Origin of the sequence: Kineococcus gynurae (assembly GCF_042433995.1) — a bacterium.
GTDB classification, from domain to species: Bacteria; Actinomycetota; Actinomycetes; order Actinomycetales; family Kineococcaceae; genus Kineococcus; species Kineococcus gynurae.
In genome coordinates this window covers 333,363-351,533 of record NZ_JBHLUI010000012.1, presented here as the reverse complement: position 1 = coordinate 351,533, position 18,171 = coordinate 333,363, and the positions used below count along the sequence as shown (strand labels likewise).

Here is an 18,171-nt window from a genome sequence, read left to right as displayed (position 1 = left end):
GCCTCAGGCGGGGGCGTGGAACTTCTGCTGGGCGGCTTCGAGGCCGGAGTGCACGAGCAGCTCCACGGCGTCGGCGGCGTCCATCAGCAGGAAGGGGAGATCCTTGCGCTCGGCGGAGGAGAACTCCTTGAGCACGAAGTCGGCCGGGTCCTGCCGGCCCGGCGGACGGCCGATCCCGATGCGGACCCGGAAGTAATCCTTGTCCCCCAACGATTTCGAGATCGAGCGGAGGCCGTTGTGGCCGCCCTCGCCGCCGCCGCGCTTGAGGCGGACGGCTCCCGCGTCGATGTCGAGCTCGTCGTGCAGCACCACGACCCGCTCGACGGGGACGTCGTAGTACGAGGCGAGGCCCGCGACCGGGCCGCCGGAGACGTTCATGTAGGAGGTCGGCGCGGCGAGGATCGTGCGCGGACCGGGGGCCCCACCGGGGCGGGTGCCGAGTCGGATCTCGGCCACCCGGGCCCCGGTGCGGTGACGCTTGAACGAGGCGCCGGCCCGCTCGCCGAGCTCGGCGAGCGCCATCTGGCCGACGTTGTGCCGGGTGCGCTCGTACTCCGGACCGGGGTTGCCGAGTCCGACGACGAGCCAGGCGCCTGCGTCCACGTCGGAGAGGCTCAGTCCTGGTCGGCGGCGGGAGCCTCGTCGGCGGCGGCGTCCTCGGACGCGGTCTCCGACTCGGGCTCGTCGCGCTCGATGCCGGCCTCGGCCTCGGCGGCCTCGAGCTCGGCCTCGAGCTGCTCGGCGGTGACGGCCGCGGTCACGTTGACGACGAGCTGCTCGCCGTCGCCGGCCAGCGTCGCGCCCTGGGGCAGGGTGACGTCGGCGGCGGTGACGAGGGTGCCGGCAGCGGCGTCCTGGACCGAGACCTCGACGGACTCGGGGATGTTGGTGGCCTCGACCTCGAGGGTCAGGGTGGTGAGCTCCTGCTGGACGACCGTCTCGGGGGCGGCGTCGCCGGTCACGTGGACGGGGACGTCGACCTCGACCTTCTCGCCGCGACGCACGGTGAGCAGGTCGACGTGCTCGATGAAGCCCTTGATCGGGTCGCGCTGGACGTCCTTGGGCAGGACCAGGTGGCTCTTGCCCTCGACGGTGACGTCGAGCAGGGCGTTGGAGTGCTTGAGGGCCATCATGGTGTCGTGGCCCGGCAGGGTGATGTGCAGCGGCGCCTCGCCGTGGCCGTAGACGACGGCGGGGATGCGGTTGGCGCGGCGGACCTGGCGGGCCGCGCCCTTGCCGAACGAGTCGCGCTTCTCGGCGCTGAGCTTGGTGGCGTCCATGACAGATCTCCTGGAACTCTCGGGGTGGTCGGTCTGCACACCTCGGGAGAGCACGCCGCAACGCCTTCCACCGCGTCGATCACGGCGACGTCGTGACGCCGCCCTCGCCGAGGTAACCGCCACACCTTAGCCGCCCGCCACCACCCCGACGAAACCGGGCGAATTCCCGGCCGGACCGGGACATGGCGGGCCCCGCGCGGGACACTGCCCCCCGACGGTGGGGGCACCTGTCCGCACCGCACCCCGGGAGCCCGTCATGACCACCACTCGACCGACCCCGCGACCGACCCCGCGACCGACCCCGCGCGGCACCGCCCGCCCCGCCCTGACCGCCCGCCGCCGCGCCGGGCTCGCCGTCGCCGCTCTGCTCGCGGTCATGGACGTGGTGCCGCTCGTCTGGCTGCCGATCGACGTGCCGGCCGACTTCGAGCCGGGCCCCACGTTCCTGGTCATGCTGGAGGGCTTCGGGGTGCTGACCCTCGTCGCCGTCGTGGCCTACCTCGGGACCCGGCGCCGGGCCTGGCTGCGCGTGGCGGCCGCGGTCCGCACGGTCTCGGCTCTCACCGCGGTGCCCGCCTTCTTCGTCGACGGCGTTCCGCCGGTCCTGGTCGTGCTGGCCTCGCTCTGCGTGGGGCTGACCATCCTCGCCGTGGTGCTCCTGCTCTCCCCCGCCCCCGGCGAGCGCTGAGCGGTGGGCGACCTGCGGGTCCTGCTGGTGGACGACCATCCCGTCGTCCGCCGGGGGCTGGCCGCGCTGCTGGGCGCGGAAGCGGGTCTGCAGGTCGTCGCCCAGGCCGCCGACGGCCCCTCCTCGGTGCGCGAGGCGGTGCTGCACCGGCCCGACGTGGTCCTCATGGACTTGCGGCTGCCCGGGGACGAGGAGGTCCCCGACGGCATCGCCGCGACCCGGCGGATCCGGGCCGCCCTGCCCGGGACCCGCGTCCTGGTGCTCACCTTGGAGACCGACCCGACGGCGCTGCGGGCGGCCCTGGTCGCCGGGGCCGGCGGGGTGCTGGCCAAGGGCAGCGAGGCCGACGACATCGTGCACGCCCTCGCGGTGGTGGCCGGCGGCCACGTCGTGCTCCCGGCCGGACTGGCGGGGACGCTGCTCGCCCCCACGGTCGCCCCCACCGGCCTGCGGGAGCTGAGCGCCCGCGAGCGGGAGGTGCTGGCCCTGCTCGTGGCCGGACTGCCCAGCGCGGCGATCGCGCAGCGCCTCGGCCTGGCGACCAAGACGGTGAGCAACCGCATCTCGGAGGTGCTGACCAAGCTGGGGGTCGCGACGCGCGCGGAGGCGGTGGCGATCGCCCGGCGTGACGGGTTCGCGGGATGAGCCTCGACGTCGGCGGCGCACTGGTCGTCGTCTGCCTGGTGACGGGGGCCGTGACGCTCGTCCTCGCCGTGCTGCTGCGCCCGGTCGGGACCCACCGGCCCGCACTGGCGACGACCGCACTGCTGCTGCTCGCCGCGGCCCTCGGCCCGACCGGCCCCCTCGGCTCGGCCGCCCGAGACGCGGCCCTCCTGCTGACCCTGCCCTGGTTGCTGCTGCGGGTGGTCTTCGGAACGGTGCCCGGACTCGGCCGGGTGGTCCTGGCCGCGGGCGGGGCGACGGTCCTGGGGGCGGCGGTGGCGCCCGGACTCGCGTCGCCCACGGTCCGGGCGGTGGGGACCGCCACCGTCGTGGTGCTGGTGCTGCTGGTCGGGGCCGGACCCCGCGACCGCGACGAGGCGACGGGCGGGGACGTCGAGGCGCGTCGGGTGCGCGGGTCGTGGGTGGCGCTGGGGGTGGGCACGGCGGCGCTCCTGGGCACGACGAGCACCCAGTTCGTCGGGGGGGCGCCGGGGGTCCTGCTCACCGTCCCCGCCGCCCTGGTGCTCGCGGCCTGCCTCGCGGTCGCCGCCCGGGGCCCCGACGTGACCGACGTCCGCCGGGTGATCGCCACCGTGGTGGGCCACGGGGTGACGGCCCTCGGGATCGCGGCCGGCGCCTCGGTGGTCGAGGCACTGGCCTCCGTGGCGCTCGGCGGACCACCCGGACGCGCGGTGCGCATGGTCGTATTGCTCTGCGCCGCCGCTGGTTTCGAACCCCTGCGACGGGTGCTGCGGCCGCACGTGGACGTGCTGCTCTTCGGTCGCCGGCTCGACCCGTTGCCCGTGCTGGTCGGGCTCGGCGGCCGGCTCACCGACTCCGGTCCCGGCGCCGGCTGGTTGGCCGACCTGTGCGGGTTGGCGGGCCTGGTCGGCGCCCGGCTCCTCGACGTCGACGGCCGGGTCCTGGCCCGCCACGACCCCCCGGACGGCAGCACGTCCACCGAGCACGTGCTCCCGCTGCTGCTGGAGGGGGCCCGGGTGGGCGATCTCGTGGTCGGCACGTCACGACCCCGGCCGGAGCCGGAGACCCGCCTGGTGCTGACCCTGCTGACCCCGCCGCTGGCCCAGGCGGTCCGGGCCGGCCGGCTCGCGGCCGACCTGCAACGGTCGCGCCAACGGCTGGCCCGCGCCCGGGAGGACGAGCGCCGTCACCTCCGCCACGACCTGCACGACGGTCTGGGGCCGACGCTGACCGGACTGCGCCTCTCGGCCCAGGCGGCGAGCCGGCTCCTTCCGGCCCGCCCCGCCGAGGCCCAGGCGGTGCTGCGCGAACTCGCTGCCGACGCCGGCGAGGCCCTGGTGGAAGTCCGGCGGATCATCGACGACCTGCGCCCGGCGGCTCTGGAGGAACGCGGGCTGACCGCGTCGGTGCAGGCCCTGGCGGCCCGGTTCCGCGGACCCGACCGCGCGGTCGAGGCCCACGTCGAGGTGCCCGACCTGCCCCCGGAGGTGGAGGTGGCCGCCTACCGGGTGCTGGCCGAGGCCCTCACCAACGTGGCCCGGCACGCCGGGGCGTCGAGGGTGACCATCGACGTCCGGATCCGGGCGGCCACGCTGCTGGCCGAGGTGCGCGACGACGGCACCCGGGCCGGTCCGTGGGCCGCCGGGGTCGGCCTGACCTCGATGGTGGAGCGCACCGAGCTGCTCGGCGGCACGCTCACCGCCGGACCGACGCCACGGGGCGGGCTGGTCCGGGCCGAGTTCCCCGTCTCCGCGCCCGACCCCGCGGCCGACCCCGCGGCCGACCCCGCGGCCGACCCCGGACCTCAGCCCGGGGGGCTGCCCTCAGCTCAGGCGTGACCCTCGAACAGCGAGGTGACCGACCCGTCGTCGAAGACCTCGCGGATGGCCCGGGCCAGCAGCGGGGCGATGGAGAGGACGGTGAGCTGGGGGAAGCGCTGCTCGTCGGAGATCGGCAGGGTGTTGGTGACCACCAGCTCGGAGATCGCGGAGTTCTTCAACCGGTCGACCGCCGGCCCGGACAGCACGGCGTGGGTCGCGGTCGCGACGACGTCGGCGGCGCCGTTGGCCTTGAGCGCCTCGGCGGCCTGGACGATCGTGCCCGCGGTGTCGATGAGGTCGTCGACCAGGACGCAGGTCCGGCCCCGGACGTCACCGACGACCTCGTGCACCTTCACCTGGTTCGGCACGTTCGGGTCGCGGCGCTTGTGGATGATCGCCAGCGGGGCCCCGAGACGGTCCGACCAGAGGTCGGCCACCCGCACCCGGCCCGCGTCGGGCGAGACGATGGTGATGTTCGAGCGGTCGACGCGCTTGCCGACGTGGTCGGCCAGCAGCGGCAGCGCCCACAGGTGGTCGACCGGGCCGTCGAAGAACCCCTGGATCTGCGCGGTGTGCAGGTCGACCGACATGAGGCGGTCGGCACCGGCGGTCTTGAACATGTCGGCGATGAGGCGGGCCGAGATCGGTTCGCGACCGCGGCCCTTCTTGTCCTGCCGGGCGTACCCGTAGAACGGCGCGACGACCGTGATCCGCTTGGCCGAGGCGCGCTTGAGCGCGTCGACCATGATCAGCTGCTCCATGATCCACTGGTTGACGTTCGCGGTGTGCGACTGGATGACGAACGCGTCGCAGCCGCGGACGCTCTCCTGGAAGCGCACGTAGATCTCGGAGTTGGCGAAGTCGTGCAGGGTGGTCGGGACCAACTCGGCCCCGAGCGAGGCGGCGACGTCCTCGGCCAGCTCCGGGTGGGCCCGCCCGGAGATGAGGACCATCCGCTTCTCGCCCGTCGTGGTGATCCCGGTCATCGCTGCTCCCCTGTCGCGGTGGTGTTCTCGGTCGCCGTGCTGTGCTCCGTCGCCGTGCTGTGCTCGGTCGCACCCTGCTGGGCCCGGGCGGCCGCCTCGGCGGCGGGCGTCCCGGGACGGTTGGCGAGGGTCCAGCCCTCGAGGTTGCGCTGCGGCGCGACGGAGACGGCCAGCGCGCCCGGGGGCACGTCCTTGCGGATGGTGGTGCCCGCCCCGGAGTAGGCGCCGTCGCCGATCGTGACGGGGGCGACGTACATGTTGTCCGAGCCCATCCGGACGTGGCTGCCGACAGTCGTCCGGTGCTTGTTCACCCCGTCGTAGTTCACGAAGATCGAGGCGGCCCCGATGTTGGAGTGCTCGCCGATGCTCGCGTCCCCGACGTAGGACAGGTGCGGCACCTTGGAACCGGCGCCGATGACCGCGTTCTTGGTCTCGACGAAGGTCCCGATCTTGCCGTCGGCCCCGAGCTCGGTGCCCGGGCGCAGGAACGCGAACGGGCCGACCTGGGCGCCGGCCCCCACGACGGCGAGGGTGGCGTCGGTGCGCACGACGCGCGCGCCCTCCCCCACCTCGGTGTCGGTCAGGGTGCTGTCCGGGCCGATCGTGGCCCCGGCCGCGATCCGGGTCGCGCCGTGCAGCTGGGTGCCGGGCAGCACGGTGACGTCCTGGTCGAGCTCGACGTCGGCGTCGATCCAGGTCGTGCACGGGTCGACCACCGTCACCCCCGCGCGCATCCAGCGCAGCAGGGTGCGGCGGTTGGCCTCGGCCGCGAGCTCGGCGAGCTGCACCCGGTCGTTGACCCCGCGGATCTCCCACTCGTCCTCGAGGACCAGCGCCTCGACCTTCCCGCCCTCGGCCCGCACGAGGGCGAGGACGTCGGTGAGGTACATCTCACCGGCGGCGTTGTCGCGGCCCACCCGTCCGAGCGCCTGCCGCAGGGCGGCGGCGTCGAAGGCGTAGACCCCGGAGTTGATCTCGCGCACCGCCCGCTGCTCCTCGGTCGCGTCCTTCTGCTCGACGATGCCGCTGACCCCGGCCGCGTCGCGCAGGACCCGGCCGTACCCGGTCGGGTCGGCGAGCTCGGCGGTGAGGATGGTCATCGCGTTGCCGGCCTCGTGGTGGGCGGCGACCAGCCGGCCGAGGGTGGCGGTGCTGAGGAGCGGCACGTCGCCGTAGGTGACCAGGACCGTCCCGGCCAGGTCGGCGGGCAGCGCGTCCAACCCGCACTGCACGGCCCGTCCGGTGCCGGGCACGTCGTCCTGCAGGGCGACGGTGACCTCGGGGTGGGCTCCCCCGACGTGCGCGGAGACCCGCTCGGCCTGGTGGCGCAGGACGACGACCAGGTGCTCCGGCGTCGTCCCCGCCGCGGCGAGCAGCGCGTGGGAGACCAGGGCGCGCCCGGCCAGCGGGTGCAGCACCTTCGGCAGTCGGGACCGCATCCGGGTGCCCTCACCGGCGGCGAGCACGACCACGGCGGCGGGGGCGGAGGACTGGGGGCTCACGGCGGGGAGGACTCCTGAGTCGGTGACGGGTGCGGCGGCGCGACGTCCGGGGGAGCGTATCGGCCGGGCGACGCCACCGGGGCGCACCCTGGGGCCGGACCCCCGCCCGACGCTCCCGGGGGAGGATTCGAACCCCCACTGGACGGGACCAAAACCCGCCGTGCTGCCGTTACACCACCCGGGACCGCGAGGAAGGCCCCCGGTGGTGCACCGTCGGACCCCTCGCGCCGGGGCCCATCCTGCCAGTTGCCCACGGCGGGCCCGACCAGGTCACCGGCGGGGCGGGCCCGGGGGACGCGGGGTGCGCGTCACCCGGTCGGCGCAACCCGTGCGGCAGGATGAGGGCGTGCCCCCCCACCCCCGGGCCCGGATGACCGGGCAGGAGCGCCGCGAGCAGCTGATCGGCATCGGCCGACGGCTGTTCGCCGAGCGCGGGGTCGAGGGGACGAGCGTCGAGGAGATCGCCGCGACGGCCGGGGTGTCGAAACCGGTCGTGTACGAGCACTTCGGGGGCAAGGAAGGGTTGTACGCGGTCGTCGTCGACCGCGAGATCTCGGGCCTGCTGGAGGCGATCACCCGGGCCCTGTCGGGGCGGGGCTCACCACGCACGCTGCTCGAACGGGCCACCGTCGCGCTGCTGGACTACATCGAGCGCTCCACCGACGGGTTCCGGATCCTGGTGCGCGACTCCCCCGTCACCACGACCACCGGGAGCTTCGCCTCGCTGCTCTCCGACGTCGTCACCCAGGTCGAGTACCTGCTGGTCGACGCGTTCGCGGCGCGCGGCTTCCCGCCGCAGACCGCGGCCATGTACGCCCAGATGCTGGTGGGCATGGTCGCCACGACCGGGCAGTGGTGGCTGGAGACGCGCGAACCGCCGAAGGAGGAGGTCGCGGCGCACCTGGTGAACCTGGCCTGGAACGGCCTGACCGGCCTGGAGCGACGCCCGCGCCTGGCCGCGCGCGGCCCCGCGGGCGCCACGGAGGGTGCGTGAGCGACGAGGTCGATCGGATCCTGGCGGACTGGCGCCGCGAGGTCCCGCACGTCGACGTCGACCCGTTGGCCGTGCTGTCGCGGGTGAGCCGGCTGGCGCGTCACCTGGACCGGCTGCGCCGGGAGGCCTTCGCCGCCCACGGCCTGGAGCCCTGGGAGTTCGACGTCCTGGCCGCGCTGCGCAAGGCGGGACGGCCCTACGAGCTCTCCCCCGGCCAGCTCCTGCGGGAGACCCTGGTGACCAGCGGGACCATGACGAACCGGGTCGACCGACTGGTCGGCCGGGAGCTGGTCGCCCGCCACCCGGCCCCCGACGACGGACGCAGCATCCGGGTGCGGCTCACGACCGCCGGTGCGGCCGTGGTCGAGGCCGCCCTGGTGGACCTGGTGGCCGCCGAACGCCGGATGCTGCTGGCGCTCGACCCGGCGGGGCAGCAGACCCTCGCCGACCTCCTGCGCACCGTCGCGGAACCGTTCGAGCCCCGACGCTGATCGCGTCGGGGCTCGAGAGGGTGGGACGAGGGTCGGGCGGACCGGTCAGTACGCCCCTCGGCCCCGCAGGACCGCGCCTGCGGTCTTCCAGAGGATCATGAAGTCGAAGGTGAAGGACCAGTTCTCGACGTAGCGCACGTCGAGGCGGACCGACTCGTCCCAGTCGAGGTCGCTGCGGCCGTTGATCTGCCAGAGACCGGTCAGACCGGGCTTCACCAGCAGGCGGCGGCGCATGTCCGAGCCGTACTCGTCGACCTCGCGCTGCAGCGGCGGCCGCGGACCCACCAGCGACATGTTGCCGAGGAAGACGTTGATCAGCTGGGGCAGCTCGTCGAGGGAGAACTTGCGCAGGACGCGGCCGATGCGGGTGATCCGCGGGTCGACCTTCATCTTGAACAGGACGCCGTTGCCCTCGCTGGACTCGCGCAGGTCGATCAGCAGCCGCTCGGCGTCGGTCACCATCGAGCGGAACTTGTACATGGTGAACGGCTGACCGTCCTTGCCGACCCGCTCCTGGCGGAACAGCGCCGGACCCTTGGAGTCCAGCCGGATGGCGAGCGCCAGGCCGAGCAGCAGCGGGCTCAGCAACAGCAGGGACAGCCCCGCCACGGACCGGTCGAACAGCGCCTTGGCGACGCGTCGCACACCCTCCAGCTCGGGGCGCTCGACGTGCAGCAGCGGCAGACCGCAGACCGGACGGATCGCGACGCGCGGGCCGATGACCTCGGTGAGGGCCGGGGCGACCACCAGGTCGGCGCGGGTGGCCTCGAGGTCCCAGCCGAGGCGACGCAGGGCCGGGCCGTCGAGCTCGGGGCAGGCAGTGACGGCCACGACGTCGGCGTCCACGCGGGACACGGCGTGCCGCACGTCCTCCAGGCTGCCGATCACGGGGATGCCCAGGGCGGTCAGCTCGGCGTCGTCGGCCGCGCTGCCCTGGCCGCCGGGCACGCAGGCCCCGACGATCCGCATGCCGTGGTAGCTCGCCCGGTGCAGCTGACGCGCCATCCCGGCGACCGCGGCGCGGTGCCCGACGGCGACGACGGCCTGGCCGGCCTCGCCGCGGATGCGGCTGGAGTGCAGCTTCTGCCGCATCGTGTAGCGACCCATGAGGGTCAGCACCAGGGCCAGCGGGAAGGCGACGACGACGAAGCCGCGGGCCACGTCGAGGGCGAAGGCGTAGGAGGTGGTCCCGACGAGGGCGACCACGGCGAGACCGGCGGTGAGCACCCGGTGGTACTCCTCCGAACCGACCCCGAGGAAGCGGGCCTCGTAGGTGCGCAGCGCGCCCATCGCCATGACCCAGAGGACCGGCAGGCACACCGCGACGGCGATGACGGCCTGACCCTGGACGGTCGAGAGATTCGCGGGCTGGCCGTTGAAGCGGGCGAAGTAGCCCATGAAGGACGCGATGGCGGCGACGGCGGCGTCGGTGGCGATGATCTTCTGGATGTAGGAACGCTGCCAGGCCGGCACCCGGTGCCCACCGGCGCGGGAGGCCTGACGGGGGACGAGGAGCCGTTCGCGGCGAGCCCCGTCCACCTTGCCGTCGGTGGTCAGCTCGGCCATCTCGGCCGGAGAGGGCCCCAGCAACTGGTCGTCCAGCTCGGTCGTGCCGGCCGTTCGGGCCACGTCACCGATGCTCACATTTCCCCCAGGACCTGAATCTTCCGCTGAACGGAACCGTTGCGACGCTTGTCCGCCCCCGCGGCGTCGCTACCTGAACCTTAGGGGACAGTCACCCCCTGAGCGCAAGATACGTCGCACGGTGATGCCCCCGGACGGTGAGTTGCTTCGCCAGGAGTCCCCCGTTCGGCGCAATGTCCGACCGGACGGCCCAACGGTCGCACCCGGCGTCACCACCAGCGGGCATCGCCGGAACATCGCCGGCCCGTCGCCGGGCGTTACTCCAGGAGTTCCGAGGCGGTCATCCAGGCGTCCTCGACCTCGTCCTTCTCGGCGAGGACGGCCCGCAGCTCCGCGTCGAGGGCGCCGACCCGGGCGTGGTCGGTGGAGGCCTCGGCCATCGCCGCGTGCAGGGCGACCTCCCGCTCGCCGAGCTTCTCCAGGCGCCGTTCGAGACGGGCCAGCTCCTTGCGCGCGGCCCGGACCACGGCACCGTCGGGGGCGGCCGCGGGGCGCGGGGTCTCGCGCGTCACCGCACCGACCCCCTCGGCCCGGCGGCGCAGGTACTCCTCGACCCCGCCGACGAGCTGACGCAGCGCGCCGTCGCCGAACAGCGCGACCTGGGTGTCCGTGACCCGCTCCAGGAGGTAGCGGTCGTGGCTGACGACGACCAGGGTGCCCGGCCACCCGTCGAGCAGGTCCTCGACCGCGGCCAGGGTGTCGGTGTCGAGGTCGTTGGTGGGCTCGTCCAGGAGGAGCACGTTGGGCTCGGCCATCAGCAGCCGGAGCAGCTGCAGCCGACGTCGCTCGCCGCCGGAGAGGTCGTCGACCCGCGTCCAGGCCCGCTGGGCGGTGAACCCCAGCCGTTCCAGGAGCTGCCCGGCCGGGACGTCACGGTCTCCGAGGCGGACGTGGCCGGCGACCTTCTCGACCGCCTCCAGCGCCCGCAGCTCGCCCACCTCGTCGATCTCGTGGACGTCCTGGGACAGGTGGGCCACGACCACCGTGGTCCCGCGCTTCACCCGGCCGGCGTCGGGCGCCAGCTCACCCGTGATCAGCGAGATCAGCGAGGACTTGCCGGCCCCGTTGACCCCGACGACACCGATCCGGTCGCCCGGCCCGAGCCGCCAGGTCACGGTGTCGAGCAGGCGACGCCGCCGGCTCCCCTCGCCGCGGTCGAGGCTGACGTTCTCGAGGTCCAGGACGTCCTTGCCCAGCCGCGTCGTCGCCATCCGGGCCAGCGCGACGGTGTCGCGGGGCGGCGGCTCGTCGGCGATGAGGGCGGCGGCCGCGTCGAGGCGGAAGCGCGGCTTGGAGGTGCGGGCCGGGGCGCCCCGACGCAGCCAGGCGAGCTCCTTGCGCAGCAGGTTCTGCCGACGTTCCTCGGTCACCGCCGCGACCCGGCTGCGCTCGGCCCGGGTCTGCACGTAGGCCGCGTACCCGCCCTCGTAGGGGTCGACGACCCCGTCGTGGACCTCCCAGACCTTCTCGCAGACGGCGTCGAGGAACCAGCGGTCGTGGGTGACGACCAGCAGGGCGCCGGTCCCTGCGGGCCAGCGCGCGGCGAGGTGCCGGGCCAGCCAGTCGACCCCCTCGACGTCGAGGTGGTTGGTCGGCTCGTCGAGCACCACCACGTCGTGCTCGCCGGTCAGCAGCGCGGCCAGGGCGACCCGGCGGCGCTGGCCACCCGACAGCGTGCCCACGGCGACGTCGAGCCCGCCGACCTCGGCCGCGTCGATCCCGCCGAGCAGTCCGGTGAGCACGTCGCGCACCTTCGGCTGGGACGCCCAGACGTGGTCGGGCAGGTCACCGAGGACCGCCTCCCGCACGGTCGCCCCCGGCGGCAGGACGTCGCCCTGGTCGAGCATCCCCAGGCGCAGCCCGCCGGTGTGGGTGACCCGACCGCCGTCGCCCTCCTGCCGTCGGGCCAGCAGCCGGAGCAGGGTCGACTTGCCGTCGCCGTTGCGCCCGACGACGCCGACCCGGTCGCCGTGCGACAGCCCCAGGGAGACGGCGTCGAGCAGGACGCGCGAGCCGTGCACGACGGTGAGGGACTCGGCACTGATCAGGTTGGTCGGGGCGGCGTTCGCCACGGGGGTCCTTCCGGGTGGGTGGTTCGAGCGGCGAGGGCCGACGACGGTCAGCGGCGGACGGCTTCCAGGACCTGCGCCCCGGGGACCGGGCCGTGCACGGTCCGCACCCGGTCGGGGCCGAAGCGCTCGGCGGCCAGGACGGCCAGGTCCAGGGCGTGGCGGTGGGAGTCGGCCAACCAGGCCACGGTGGGGCCGGAGCCGGACACCAGCACCCCGCAGGCGCCCGCCTCCCGACCCGCCTCCAGCGTGCGGGCCAGCCCCGGCTGCAGCGACACGGCCGCGGGCTGCAGGTCGTTGGCCAGCGCGGCCCCGAGCGAGACGGGGTCCCCGGCCCGCAGCGCGGTCTCCACGGCCCGCAGCCGTTCGCTGTCCCGGCGGGGCGGGGTGGGCGGGTGCTCCAGGGCGAGCCGGTCGAACTCGCGGAAGACGGCGGGGGTCGAGAGCCCCTCCTCGCCCAGCACCAGGACCCAGTCGAAGCGTGCGGTCGTCATCACCGGGACGAGGTGCTCCCCGCGTCCGGTCCCGACCGCGGTCCGCCCGTGCAGCGCGAAGGGGACGTCGGAGCCGAGCACGGCGGCGAAGGGGTGCAGGCCGGGCAGACCCATCCCGGTGCGCCAGAACGCGTCGCAGGCGACGAGCGCGGCGGCGGCGTCGGCCGAACCGCCGGCCATCCCGCCGGCGACCGGCACCTCCTTGACCACGTCGAGGTGCAGGGGCGGCAGCTCGGGTCGCCCGGCGCGCACGGCGAGGGCCGCGCGCAGGGCCAGGTTGTGCTGGGGGTCGTCCGGGATCCCGGGGACGGGACGCCCCTGCGGGTCGCGGACCTCGACGCCGAAGGTCGCGGCCGGGGTCACGGTGACGACCTCCTCGAGGGAGACCGCCTGGAAGACGCTGAGCAGGTCGTGGAACCCGTCGGGGCGCGCCGGGCCGACCTCGAGCAGGAGGTTGATCTTGGCCGGGGCGCGGGCCGCGAGTCGTCCGAGCACCTCCCGACCCTAGGGCACCTCGGGTCGGTGGGCGGCGACGGCCGCGAAGGCGGCGACGTCGAGCTGCTCCCCGCGGGCCCCCGGGTCGACGCCGGCCGCGCGCAGGGCGGCCTCGGCGGCGGCGGGCGAGCCAGCCCACCCGGCCAGCGCGGCGCGCAGCGTCTTGCGGCGCTGGGCGAAGGCGGCGTCGACGACGGCGAAGACCGCCTCCTGCGAGGCCGGGGTGGGCGGGGGGTCGCGGCGTTCGAGCAGGACGAGCCCGGAGTCCACGCGCGGGACGGGCCAGAACACCGAGGGGGGCACGGCCCCCACGCGACGGGCGGCGCCGTACCAGGCGGCCTTGACCGAGGGCACGCCGTAGGTCCGCGACCCCGGTGGGGCGACCAGGCGGTCGGCCACCTCGGACTGGACCATGACCAGGGCGCGACGCAGGGTCGGGAAGTTCTGCAGGGCGGTGAGCAGCACGGGGACCGCGACGTTGTAGGGCAGGTTCGCCACCAGGGCGGTCGGCGCGGGCCCGGGCAGGTCACGGACGTCCAGGGCGTCGGCCCGAACCACCTCGAGGTCGGCCCCCGGGCGGGTGCGGTCGGCGACCGTGGCGGGCAGCTCGGCGGCCAGGACCGGGTCGATCTCGACGGCGACCACGCGGTCGACGACCTCGAGCAGGGCCAGGGTCAACGACCCGAGCCCGGGGCCGACCTCGACCACCACGTCGGTGGGGTCGAGGTCGGCGACCCGGACGATGCGCCGGACCGTGTTGGCGTCGACGACGAAGTTCTGCCCGAGGGTCTTGGTCGGTCGGACCCCGAGCCGGGAGCTGAGCTCCCGCACGTCGGAGCCGGTGAGCAGCTGGTTCAGAGACGCTTCCCGCACACGGGCCATTGTCCGGCACCCGAGCGCTGGTAGAGCAGCTTGGCCCGGTAGGTCTGCTCGCCGGCGGAGGCCTGGCTGGGCAGACCGCTGCCGCCGACCGAACGCCAGGTCGAGACGCTGAACTGGTACAGGCCGTGGTACTTGCCGTTGCTGCTCACGATGGACGGGTTGCCGCCGGACTCGCAGGCCGCCAGGGCCCCCCAGTTGCGGGAGTCGGCGCCGCCGCCGACGGAGCCGCCACCGCCACCGCCACCGCCACCGGCGGAGGACGCGGCGACCGGGCGGGCCTTGGTCCCGACCTGCACGACCTCCTCGACCGGCTGGCGGTCCACGACCTCGCCGACGACGGTGTGCTCGACGCGGACGCCGTCGCGGGACAGGTCGGCGAAGGTGACCGTCTTGGAGCCGTCGACGCCGGGGGTCAGGACCTTCTTCTCGCCCTTGAACAGCGCGTCGGTGGAGACGGTGCGGGTGCCGTGCCCGATGCCCTGGACCTCGGTGCTCTGACCGCGGTCGATCCGGACGACCTGCACGCGCAGGCCCTCGGTGACGCGCTGGGCCTGGTCGAGGGAGACCTCGTCACCGTCGCGGACGACGACGCCCGCCTCGCGGATCAGGTCACCCACGGTCGCGGCCGTGGAGGTCAGCGGGTGGTCGGCGCCGTCGGCGACGACGAGGACGTCCTTGGGGGTGGTGACCGCGAGGTCGAGGCCCTGCCGGCCCAGGGGCTCGGAGCGGGAGGCCGAGAGCTTGGCCCCGTCGGCGCGCACGCCGATGTCGGCCAGCGCCTCGTCGACGGTGGTCGCGGTGGTCCAGTAGACCTGCTGCTCGCCGTCGACGGTCACCGTGAGCTTGCGGCCGTAGCGGACGACGATGTCGTCGCCGTCGGCGAGCTCGGTGTCGAGCGCGGGGGCGACCACGTCGTGCCGGCCGAGGGTGATGCCCTCGTCGGCCAGGACGTCGCCGACGGTCCCGGCGAACGTGCTGACCTCGCTGGTCGAACCGTCCGCGTCGAGGGTGATGTCCTTGTCGAGCGTCGTGAAGGCCACGGTCCCGCCGACGACCACGGCCAGCGTGGTGCCGGCGGCGGCGTAGCGGAGGGCGCGCGGCGCCCGGGTGAGGAAGGAAGGCAGCTGAGCCACGAAGATCCTGACGTCGTTCTTCCCGTACACGAGGGCAGGAGTCGACGTGGGCGTCCGGCGGACCCCGACGCCCACTGACCACGTGTCCTCGCTGGATGCCTTCGCCTCCGGCTGACCGGCGGGGAACGTAACCCGCCCGAGACCTTTTCGACAAGACTCCGTGACTCTTTGAACGCCCCCCTCACCCCCGCGTCACCCCGCCCCTCCCCCGTGATCAAGGAATGAGTCGACCCTCGCCCCACCCGTCACAGGCCCCTGTTGTCGCAGGTGGCGCGTGGGACAGGGGTCGACTCATTCCTTGATCACGGGGGGTGGGGCGGGGGTGGACGGGGGTGACGAAGCTCACCAGGGTCCGTAGACGTCCTCGGTGGCGGAGGTGAGGCGGGCGCAGAGCTCCTCGAGGTCGGCCCCGAGCGTCTCGGCCATGCTCCGGACGGTCAGCGGGATGAGGTAGCTGGCGTTGGGCCGACCCCGGTACGGGGTCGGGGTGAGGAACGGCGCGTCGGTCTCGACCAGCAGCCGGTCGGGGGCGGCGGCCCGCAGCGCCTCGCGCAGCGGACCGGCGTTCTTGAACGTCACCGTGCCGGAGAAGGAGAGGTAGTAGCCGGCCTCGGAGCACTCCCGGGCCATGGCCGCGTCCCCGGAGAAGCAGTGGAAGACCGTGCGCTCCGGCGCCCCCTCCTCGCGCAGGATCCGCAGCACGTCGGCGTGGGCGTCGCGGTCGTGGATCTGCAGCGCGAGTCCGGTCTCGTGGGCCAGCCGGATGTGCCGGCGGAAGGACTCCTGCTGGGCCGCCACCCCGGCCGGCGGGGTCCGGAAGTAGTCCAGCCCGGTCTCACCGATCACCCGGACCCGGGGGTGGGCGGCCAGGCTCCGGATCTCCTCGATCGCCTGGTCCAGCTCCCCCGCCTCGGCCAGCGACGGCGCCTCGTTGGGGTGCAGGGCGATCCCCCCGAGGAGCTGGGGGTGCTCGTCCAGCACGCCGACCGTCCACCGCGCGGCCGGCAGGTCGCAGCCGATCTGGACCGCGCGCCCGACCCCGGCCCGCGCCGCCGCGGCCAGCAGGTCCTCCACGTCGGCGGAGTCGTCGGAGTCGGCGACGTCGAGGTGGGTGTGGTTGTCGATGACCTCCAGCGGCAACGGCTCCGGGGCCGGCGGGCGGCGCAGCTCCCGCCCCCGCCCCTGCTCGTCGGTGCCCGAGCGGGCGCGGGGGGTGCTCATGCCGACGGGTCGTCCCCGCGCAGCCGGCCGAGCTCCTCCTCGACGACCGCGGCGACGTCGAGCTTGGTGAAGACGGGCGTGGGCGGACCGACCGGGGTGCCGGGCACGATCGGGTGCGACCCCCACGCCGGCAGCGTCTCGCCGCGCCGGTAGTCCCCGGTGAGGATCGGGTAGGGGCGACCGTCGTCGAGGTCGGTGACCTCGCGCAGCTCCGGCAGGGGCGAGACCGTGCCCGTGCCGCCGAACGCCTCGTGGACCTGCTGCGCCGAGGTGGGCAGGTAGGGCGAGAGCAGCGTCCGGCAGTCGGCGACCGCCTGGGCGGTCACGTGCAGGACGTGCCGCATCCGCTCCGGGTCGGAGTTCTTGATCTTCCAGGGCTCCTGCTCGGTCAGGTACTTGTTGACCTCCCCGACCACCCGCATCGCCTCGGCGATGCCGGCCCGCTGCCGGTGGGCCCCGATCGCCGAACCCACGCTGTCGAACCCGGCCCGGGTGGTCGCCAGCACCGCAAGGTCGGCGTCGGTGAACTCCCCGGCGGCCGGGATCTCGCCGACGTTCTTGGCGATGAGCGAGGCGGTGCGGTTGACCAGGTTCCCCCAGCCGGCCACCAGCTCGGAGTTGGTCCGGGTCGCGAACTCCTGCCAGGTGAAGTCGGAGTCGTTGTTCTCCGGTCCGGCCGCGGAGATGAAGTAGCGCAACGCGTCCGGCTGGTACCGGGCCAGGACGTCGCGCACGTAGATGACGACCCCGCGGCTGGAGGAGAACTGCTTGCCCTCCATGGTGAGGAACTCGCTGGCGACGACCTCGGTCGGCAGCTGCAGGGACCCGAACGGTCCCGGGCTCCCCCCGTGCGCCCCCCGCCCGTCGTAGGCCAGCAGCTCGGCCGGCCAGATCTGGGAGTGGAAGGTGATGTTGTCCTTGCCCATGAAGTAGTAGGACTCCGCCGACGGGTCGGTCCACCAGGCGCGCCAGGCGTCGGCGTCACCGGAACGGCGGGCCCACTCGACCGAGGCCGACAGGTACCCGATCACCGCGTCGAACCACACGTAGAGCCGCTTGGCGGGGTTGTCCTCCCAGCCCGCCAGCGGGACCGGGATCCCCCAGTCGATGTCGCGCGTCATGGCCCGGGGTTTGAGGTCCTCGAGCAGGTTCGTCGAGAACTTCAGGACGTTGGGCCGCCAGCGCCCGTTCTCCGCCCGTGTCTGCAGCCACGACCCCAGGGCCTCCGACAGCGCGGGCAGGTCGAGGTAGAAGTGCTCGGTCTCGACGAACGCGGGCGTCTCGCCGTTGATGCGGCTGCGCGGGTTCTTCAGCTCGATCGCGTCGAGCTGGTTGCCGCAGTTGTCGCACTGGTCGCCGCGGGCCCCGTCGAAGGAGCAGATCGGGCAGGTGCCCTCGACGTAGCGGTCGGGCAGGGTGCGCCCGGTCGAGGGCGAGATGGCCCCCATCCCCTTGCGCGCGACCATGTACCCGTTGCGGTGCACGGTGCGGAACATCTCCTGCACGACCGAGTAGTGGTTCGCGGTCGTGGTCCGGGTGAACAGGTCGTAGGACAGACCCAGCCCGTGCAGGTCCTCGGCGATGACCCGGTTGTACCGATCGGCGAGCGCCTGCGGGGTGACCCCCTCCTGCTCGGCCTGCACCAGGATCGGCGTCCCGTGCTCGTCGGTCCCGGACACCATGAGCACGTCGTGACCGGCCATCCGCATGTACCGGCTGAACACGTCGGAGGGGACGCCGAAGCCGGCGACGTGGCCGATGTGGCGGGGTCCGTTGGCGTAGGGCCAGGCCACCGCGGAGAGGACGTGGGTCATGCCGGTCATCGTA

General features: G+C 74.3%; 16 protein-coding genes and 1 tRNA gene. 5 read left to right on the top strand and 12 right to left on the bottom strand.

Annotated features, from left to right (window positions below):
- Positions 1-3: 3 nt before the first annotated feature.
- A complete protein-coding gene (pth, locus tag ACFFKU_RS17585; protein WP_380140022.1) occupies positions 4-603 on the bottom strand; it encodes an aminoacyl-tRNA hydrolase in 600 nt (199 codons plus the stop codon).
- A gap of 11 nt (positions 604-614) precedes the next feature.
- On the bottom strand, positions 615-1,280 hold the full coding sequence (locus ACFFKU_RS17580) for a 50S ribosomal protein L25/general stress protein Ctc (protein ID WP_380140020.1): 666 nt from the start codon (positions 1,278-1,280) through the stop codon (positions 615-617).
- A 256-nt stretch (positions 1,281-1,536) separates the two neighbouring features.
- Here ACFFKU_RS17580 and ACFFKU_RS17575 point away from each other — a divergent pair, with 256 nt between their 5' ends.
- Genes ACFFKU_RS17575 through ACFFKU_RS17565 form a run of 3 tightly spaced genes read left to right on the top strand, consistent with a single transcriptional unit; the run spans position 1,537 to position 4,451 of the window.
- A complete protein-coding gene (locus tag ACFFKU_RS17575) occupies positions 1,537-1,968 on the top strand; it encodes a hypothetical protein (protein ID WP_380140018.1) in 432 nt (143 codons plus the stop codon).
- Positions 1,969-1,971: 3 nt separating this feature from the next.
- Positions 1,972-2,613: a response regulator gene (locus ACFFKU_RS17570; protein WP_380140016.1), complete on the top strand. Its 642-nt coding sequence runs from the start codon at positions 1,972-1,974 to the stop codon at positions 2,611-2,613.
- Positions 2,610-4,451, top strand: coding sequence for a sensor histidine kinase (locus ACFFKU_RS17565; RefSeq protein ID WP_380140014.1), 1,842 nt, complete (start codon positions 2,610-2,612; stop codon positions 4,449-4,451). The genes ACFFKU_RS17570 and ACFFKU_RS17565 overlap by 4 nt, the downstream gene beginning before the upstream one ends.
- Here the strand turns inward: ACFFKU_RS17565 and ACFFKU_RS17560 are convergent.
- The 3 genes from ACFFKU_RS17560 to ACFFKU_RS17550 form a co-directional block, all read right to left on the bottom strand.
- Positions 4,442-5,419 (bottom strand): ribose-phosphate diphosphokinase, encoded by a 978-nt coding sequence (locus ACFFKU_RS17560; protein WP_380140012.1) that lies wholly within the window; start codon positions 5,417-5,419, stop codon positions 4,442-4,444. The two genes, ACFFKU_RS17565 and ACFFKU_RS17560, sit on opposite strands and share 10 nt — an antisense overlap.
- On the bottom strand, positions 5,416-6,921 hold the full coding sequence (gene glmU / locus ACFFKU_RS17555) for a bifunctional UDP-N-acetylglucosamine diphosphorylase/glucosamine-1-phosphate N-acetyltransferase GlmU (RefSeq protein ID WP_380140010.1): 1,506 nt from the start codon (positions 6,919-6,921) through the stop codon (positions 5,416-5,418). Before glmU ends, ACFFKU_RS17560 begins: the two co-directional genes overlap by 4 nt.
- 112 nt (positions 6,922-7,033) lie before the next feature.
- A tRNA-Gln gene (locus ACFFKU_RS17550) sits at positions 7,034-7,105 on the bottom strand.
- A gap of 186 nt (positions 7,106-7,291) precedes the next feature.
- Between ACFFKU_RS17550 and ACFFKU_RS17545 the strand changes: the two genes are divergently transcribed.
- Positions 7,292-7,915 carry a TetR family transcriptional regulator gene (locus tag ACFFKU_RS17545; RefSeq protein WP_380140285.1) on the top strand — a complete coding sequence of 208 codons (624 nt, stop codon included), beginning with the start codon at positions 7,292-7,294 and terminating at the stop codon, positions 7,913-7,915.
- Complete coding sequence (locus ACFFKU_RS17540) at positions 7,912-8,406, top strand: MarR family winged helix-turn-helix transcriptional regulator (RefSeq protein WP_380140008.1); 495 nt, start codon at positions 7,912-7,914, stop codon at positions 8,404-8,406. The genes ACFFKU_RS17545 and ACFFKU_RS17540 overlap by 4 nt, the downstream gene beginning before the upstream one ends.
- Before the next feature lie 45 nt (positions 8,407-8,451).
- Here the strand turns inward: ACFFKU_RS17540 and ACFFKU_RS17535 are convergent, their stop codons facing one another.
- From ACFFKU_RS17535 to metG, 7 genes are all read right to left on the bottom strand, one after another.
- Positions 8,452-9,972 carry a sugar transferase gene (locus ACFFKU_RS17535; protein ID WP_380140284.1) on the bottom strand — a complete coding sequence of 507 codons (1,521 nt, stop codon included), beginning with the start codon at positions 9,970-9,972 and terminating at the stop codon, positions 8,452-8,454.
- A gap of 335 nt (positions 9,973-10,307) precedes the next feature.
- A complete protein-coding gene (locus tag ACFFKU_RS17530; RefSeq protein ID WP_380140006.1) occupies positions 10,308-12,122 on the bottom strand; it encodes an ABC-F family ATP-binding cassette domain-containing protein in 1,815 nt (604 codons plus the stop codon).
- Positions 12,123-12,169: 47 nt separating this feature from the next.
- Positions 12,170-13,108: a 4-(cytidine 5'-diphospho)-2-C-methyl-D-erythritol kinase gene (locus ACFFKU_RS17525; protein ID WP_380140004.1), complete on the bottom strand. Its 939-nt coding sequence runs from the start codon at positions 13,106-13,108 to the stop codon at positions 12,170-12,172.
- Positions 13,109-13,117: 9 nt separating this feature from the next.
- The gene (rsmA, locus tag ACFFKU_RS17520; protein ID WP_380140002.1) at positions 13,118-13,990 is read right to left on the bottom strand and encodes a 16S rRNA (adenine(1518)-N(6)/adenine(1519)-N(6))-dimethyltransferase RsmA; all 873 of its coding nucleotides are present in this window, start codon (positions 13,988-13,990) and stop codon (positions 13,118-13,120) included.
- Positions 13,963-15,123, bottom strand: coding sequence for a resuscitation-promoting factor (locus ACFFKU_RS17515; protein ID WP_380140000.1), 1,161 nt, complete (start codon positions 15,121-15,123; stop codon positions 13,963-13,965). Before ACFFKU_RS17515 ends, rsmA begins: the two co-directional genes overlap by 28 nt.
- Before the next feature lie 342 nt (positions 15,124-15,465).
- Positions 15,466-16,344, bottom strand: coding sequence for a TatD family hydrolase (locus ACFFKU_RS17510; RefSeq protein ID WP_380139998.1), 879 nt, complete (start codon positions 16,342-16,344; stop codon positions 15,466-15,468).
- Positions 16,341-18,158 carry a methionine--tRNA ligase gene (gene metG, locus ACFFKU_RS17505; protein ID WP_380139996.1) on the bottom strand — a complete coding sequence of 606 codons (1,818 nt, stop codon included), beginning with the start codon at positions 18,156-18,158 and terminating at the stop codon, positions 16,341-16,343. Before metG ends, ACFFKU_RS17510 begins: the two co-directional genes overlap by 4 nt.
- Positions 18,159-18,171 lie beyond the last annotated feature (13 nt).

Coding starts and splice junctions, on each gene's coding strand:
- ACFFKU_RS17580 (WP_380140020.1), bottom strand. CDS start 1,280: ATGGACGCCACCAAGCTCAGCGCCGAGAAGCGCGACTCGTTCGGCAAG.
- ACFFKU_RS17575 (WP_380140018.1), top strand. CDS start 1,537: ATGACCACCACTCGACCGACCCCGCGACCGACCCCGCGACCGACCCCG.
- ACFFKU_RS17565 (WP_380140014.1), top strand. CDS start 2,610: ATGAGCCTCGACGTCGGCGGCGCACTGGTCGTCGTCTGCCTGGTGACG.
- ACFFKU_RS17560 (WP_380140012.1), bottom strand. CDS start 5,419: ATGACCGGGATCACCACGACGGGCGAGAAGCGGATGGTCCTCATCTCC.
- ACFFKU_RS17545 (WP_380140285.1), top strand. CDS start 7,292: ATGACCGGGCAGGAGCGCCGCGAGCAGCTGATCGGCATCGGCCGACGG.
- ACFFKU_RS17535 (WP_380140284.1), bottom strand. CDS start 9,972: ATGGCCGAGCTGACCACCGACGGCAAGGTGGACGGGGCTCGCCGCGAA.
- rsmA (WP_380140002.1), bottom strand. CDS start 13,990: ATGGCCCGTGTGCGGGAAGCGTCTCTGAACCAGCTGCTCACCGGCTCC.
- ACFFKU_RS17510 (WP_380139998.1), bottom strand. CDS start 16,344: ATGAGCACCCCCCGCGCCCGCTCGGGCACCGACGAGCAGGGGCGGGGG.
- metG (WP_380139996.1), bottom strand. CDS start 18,158: ATGACCCACGTCCTCTCCGCGGTGGCCTGGCCCTACGCCAACGGACCC.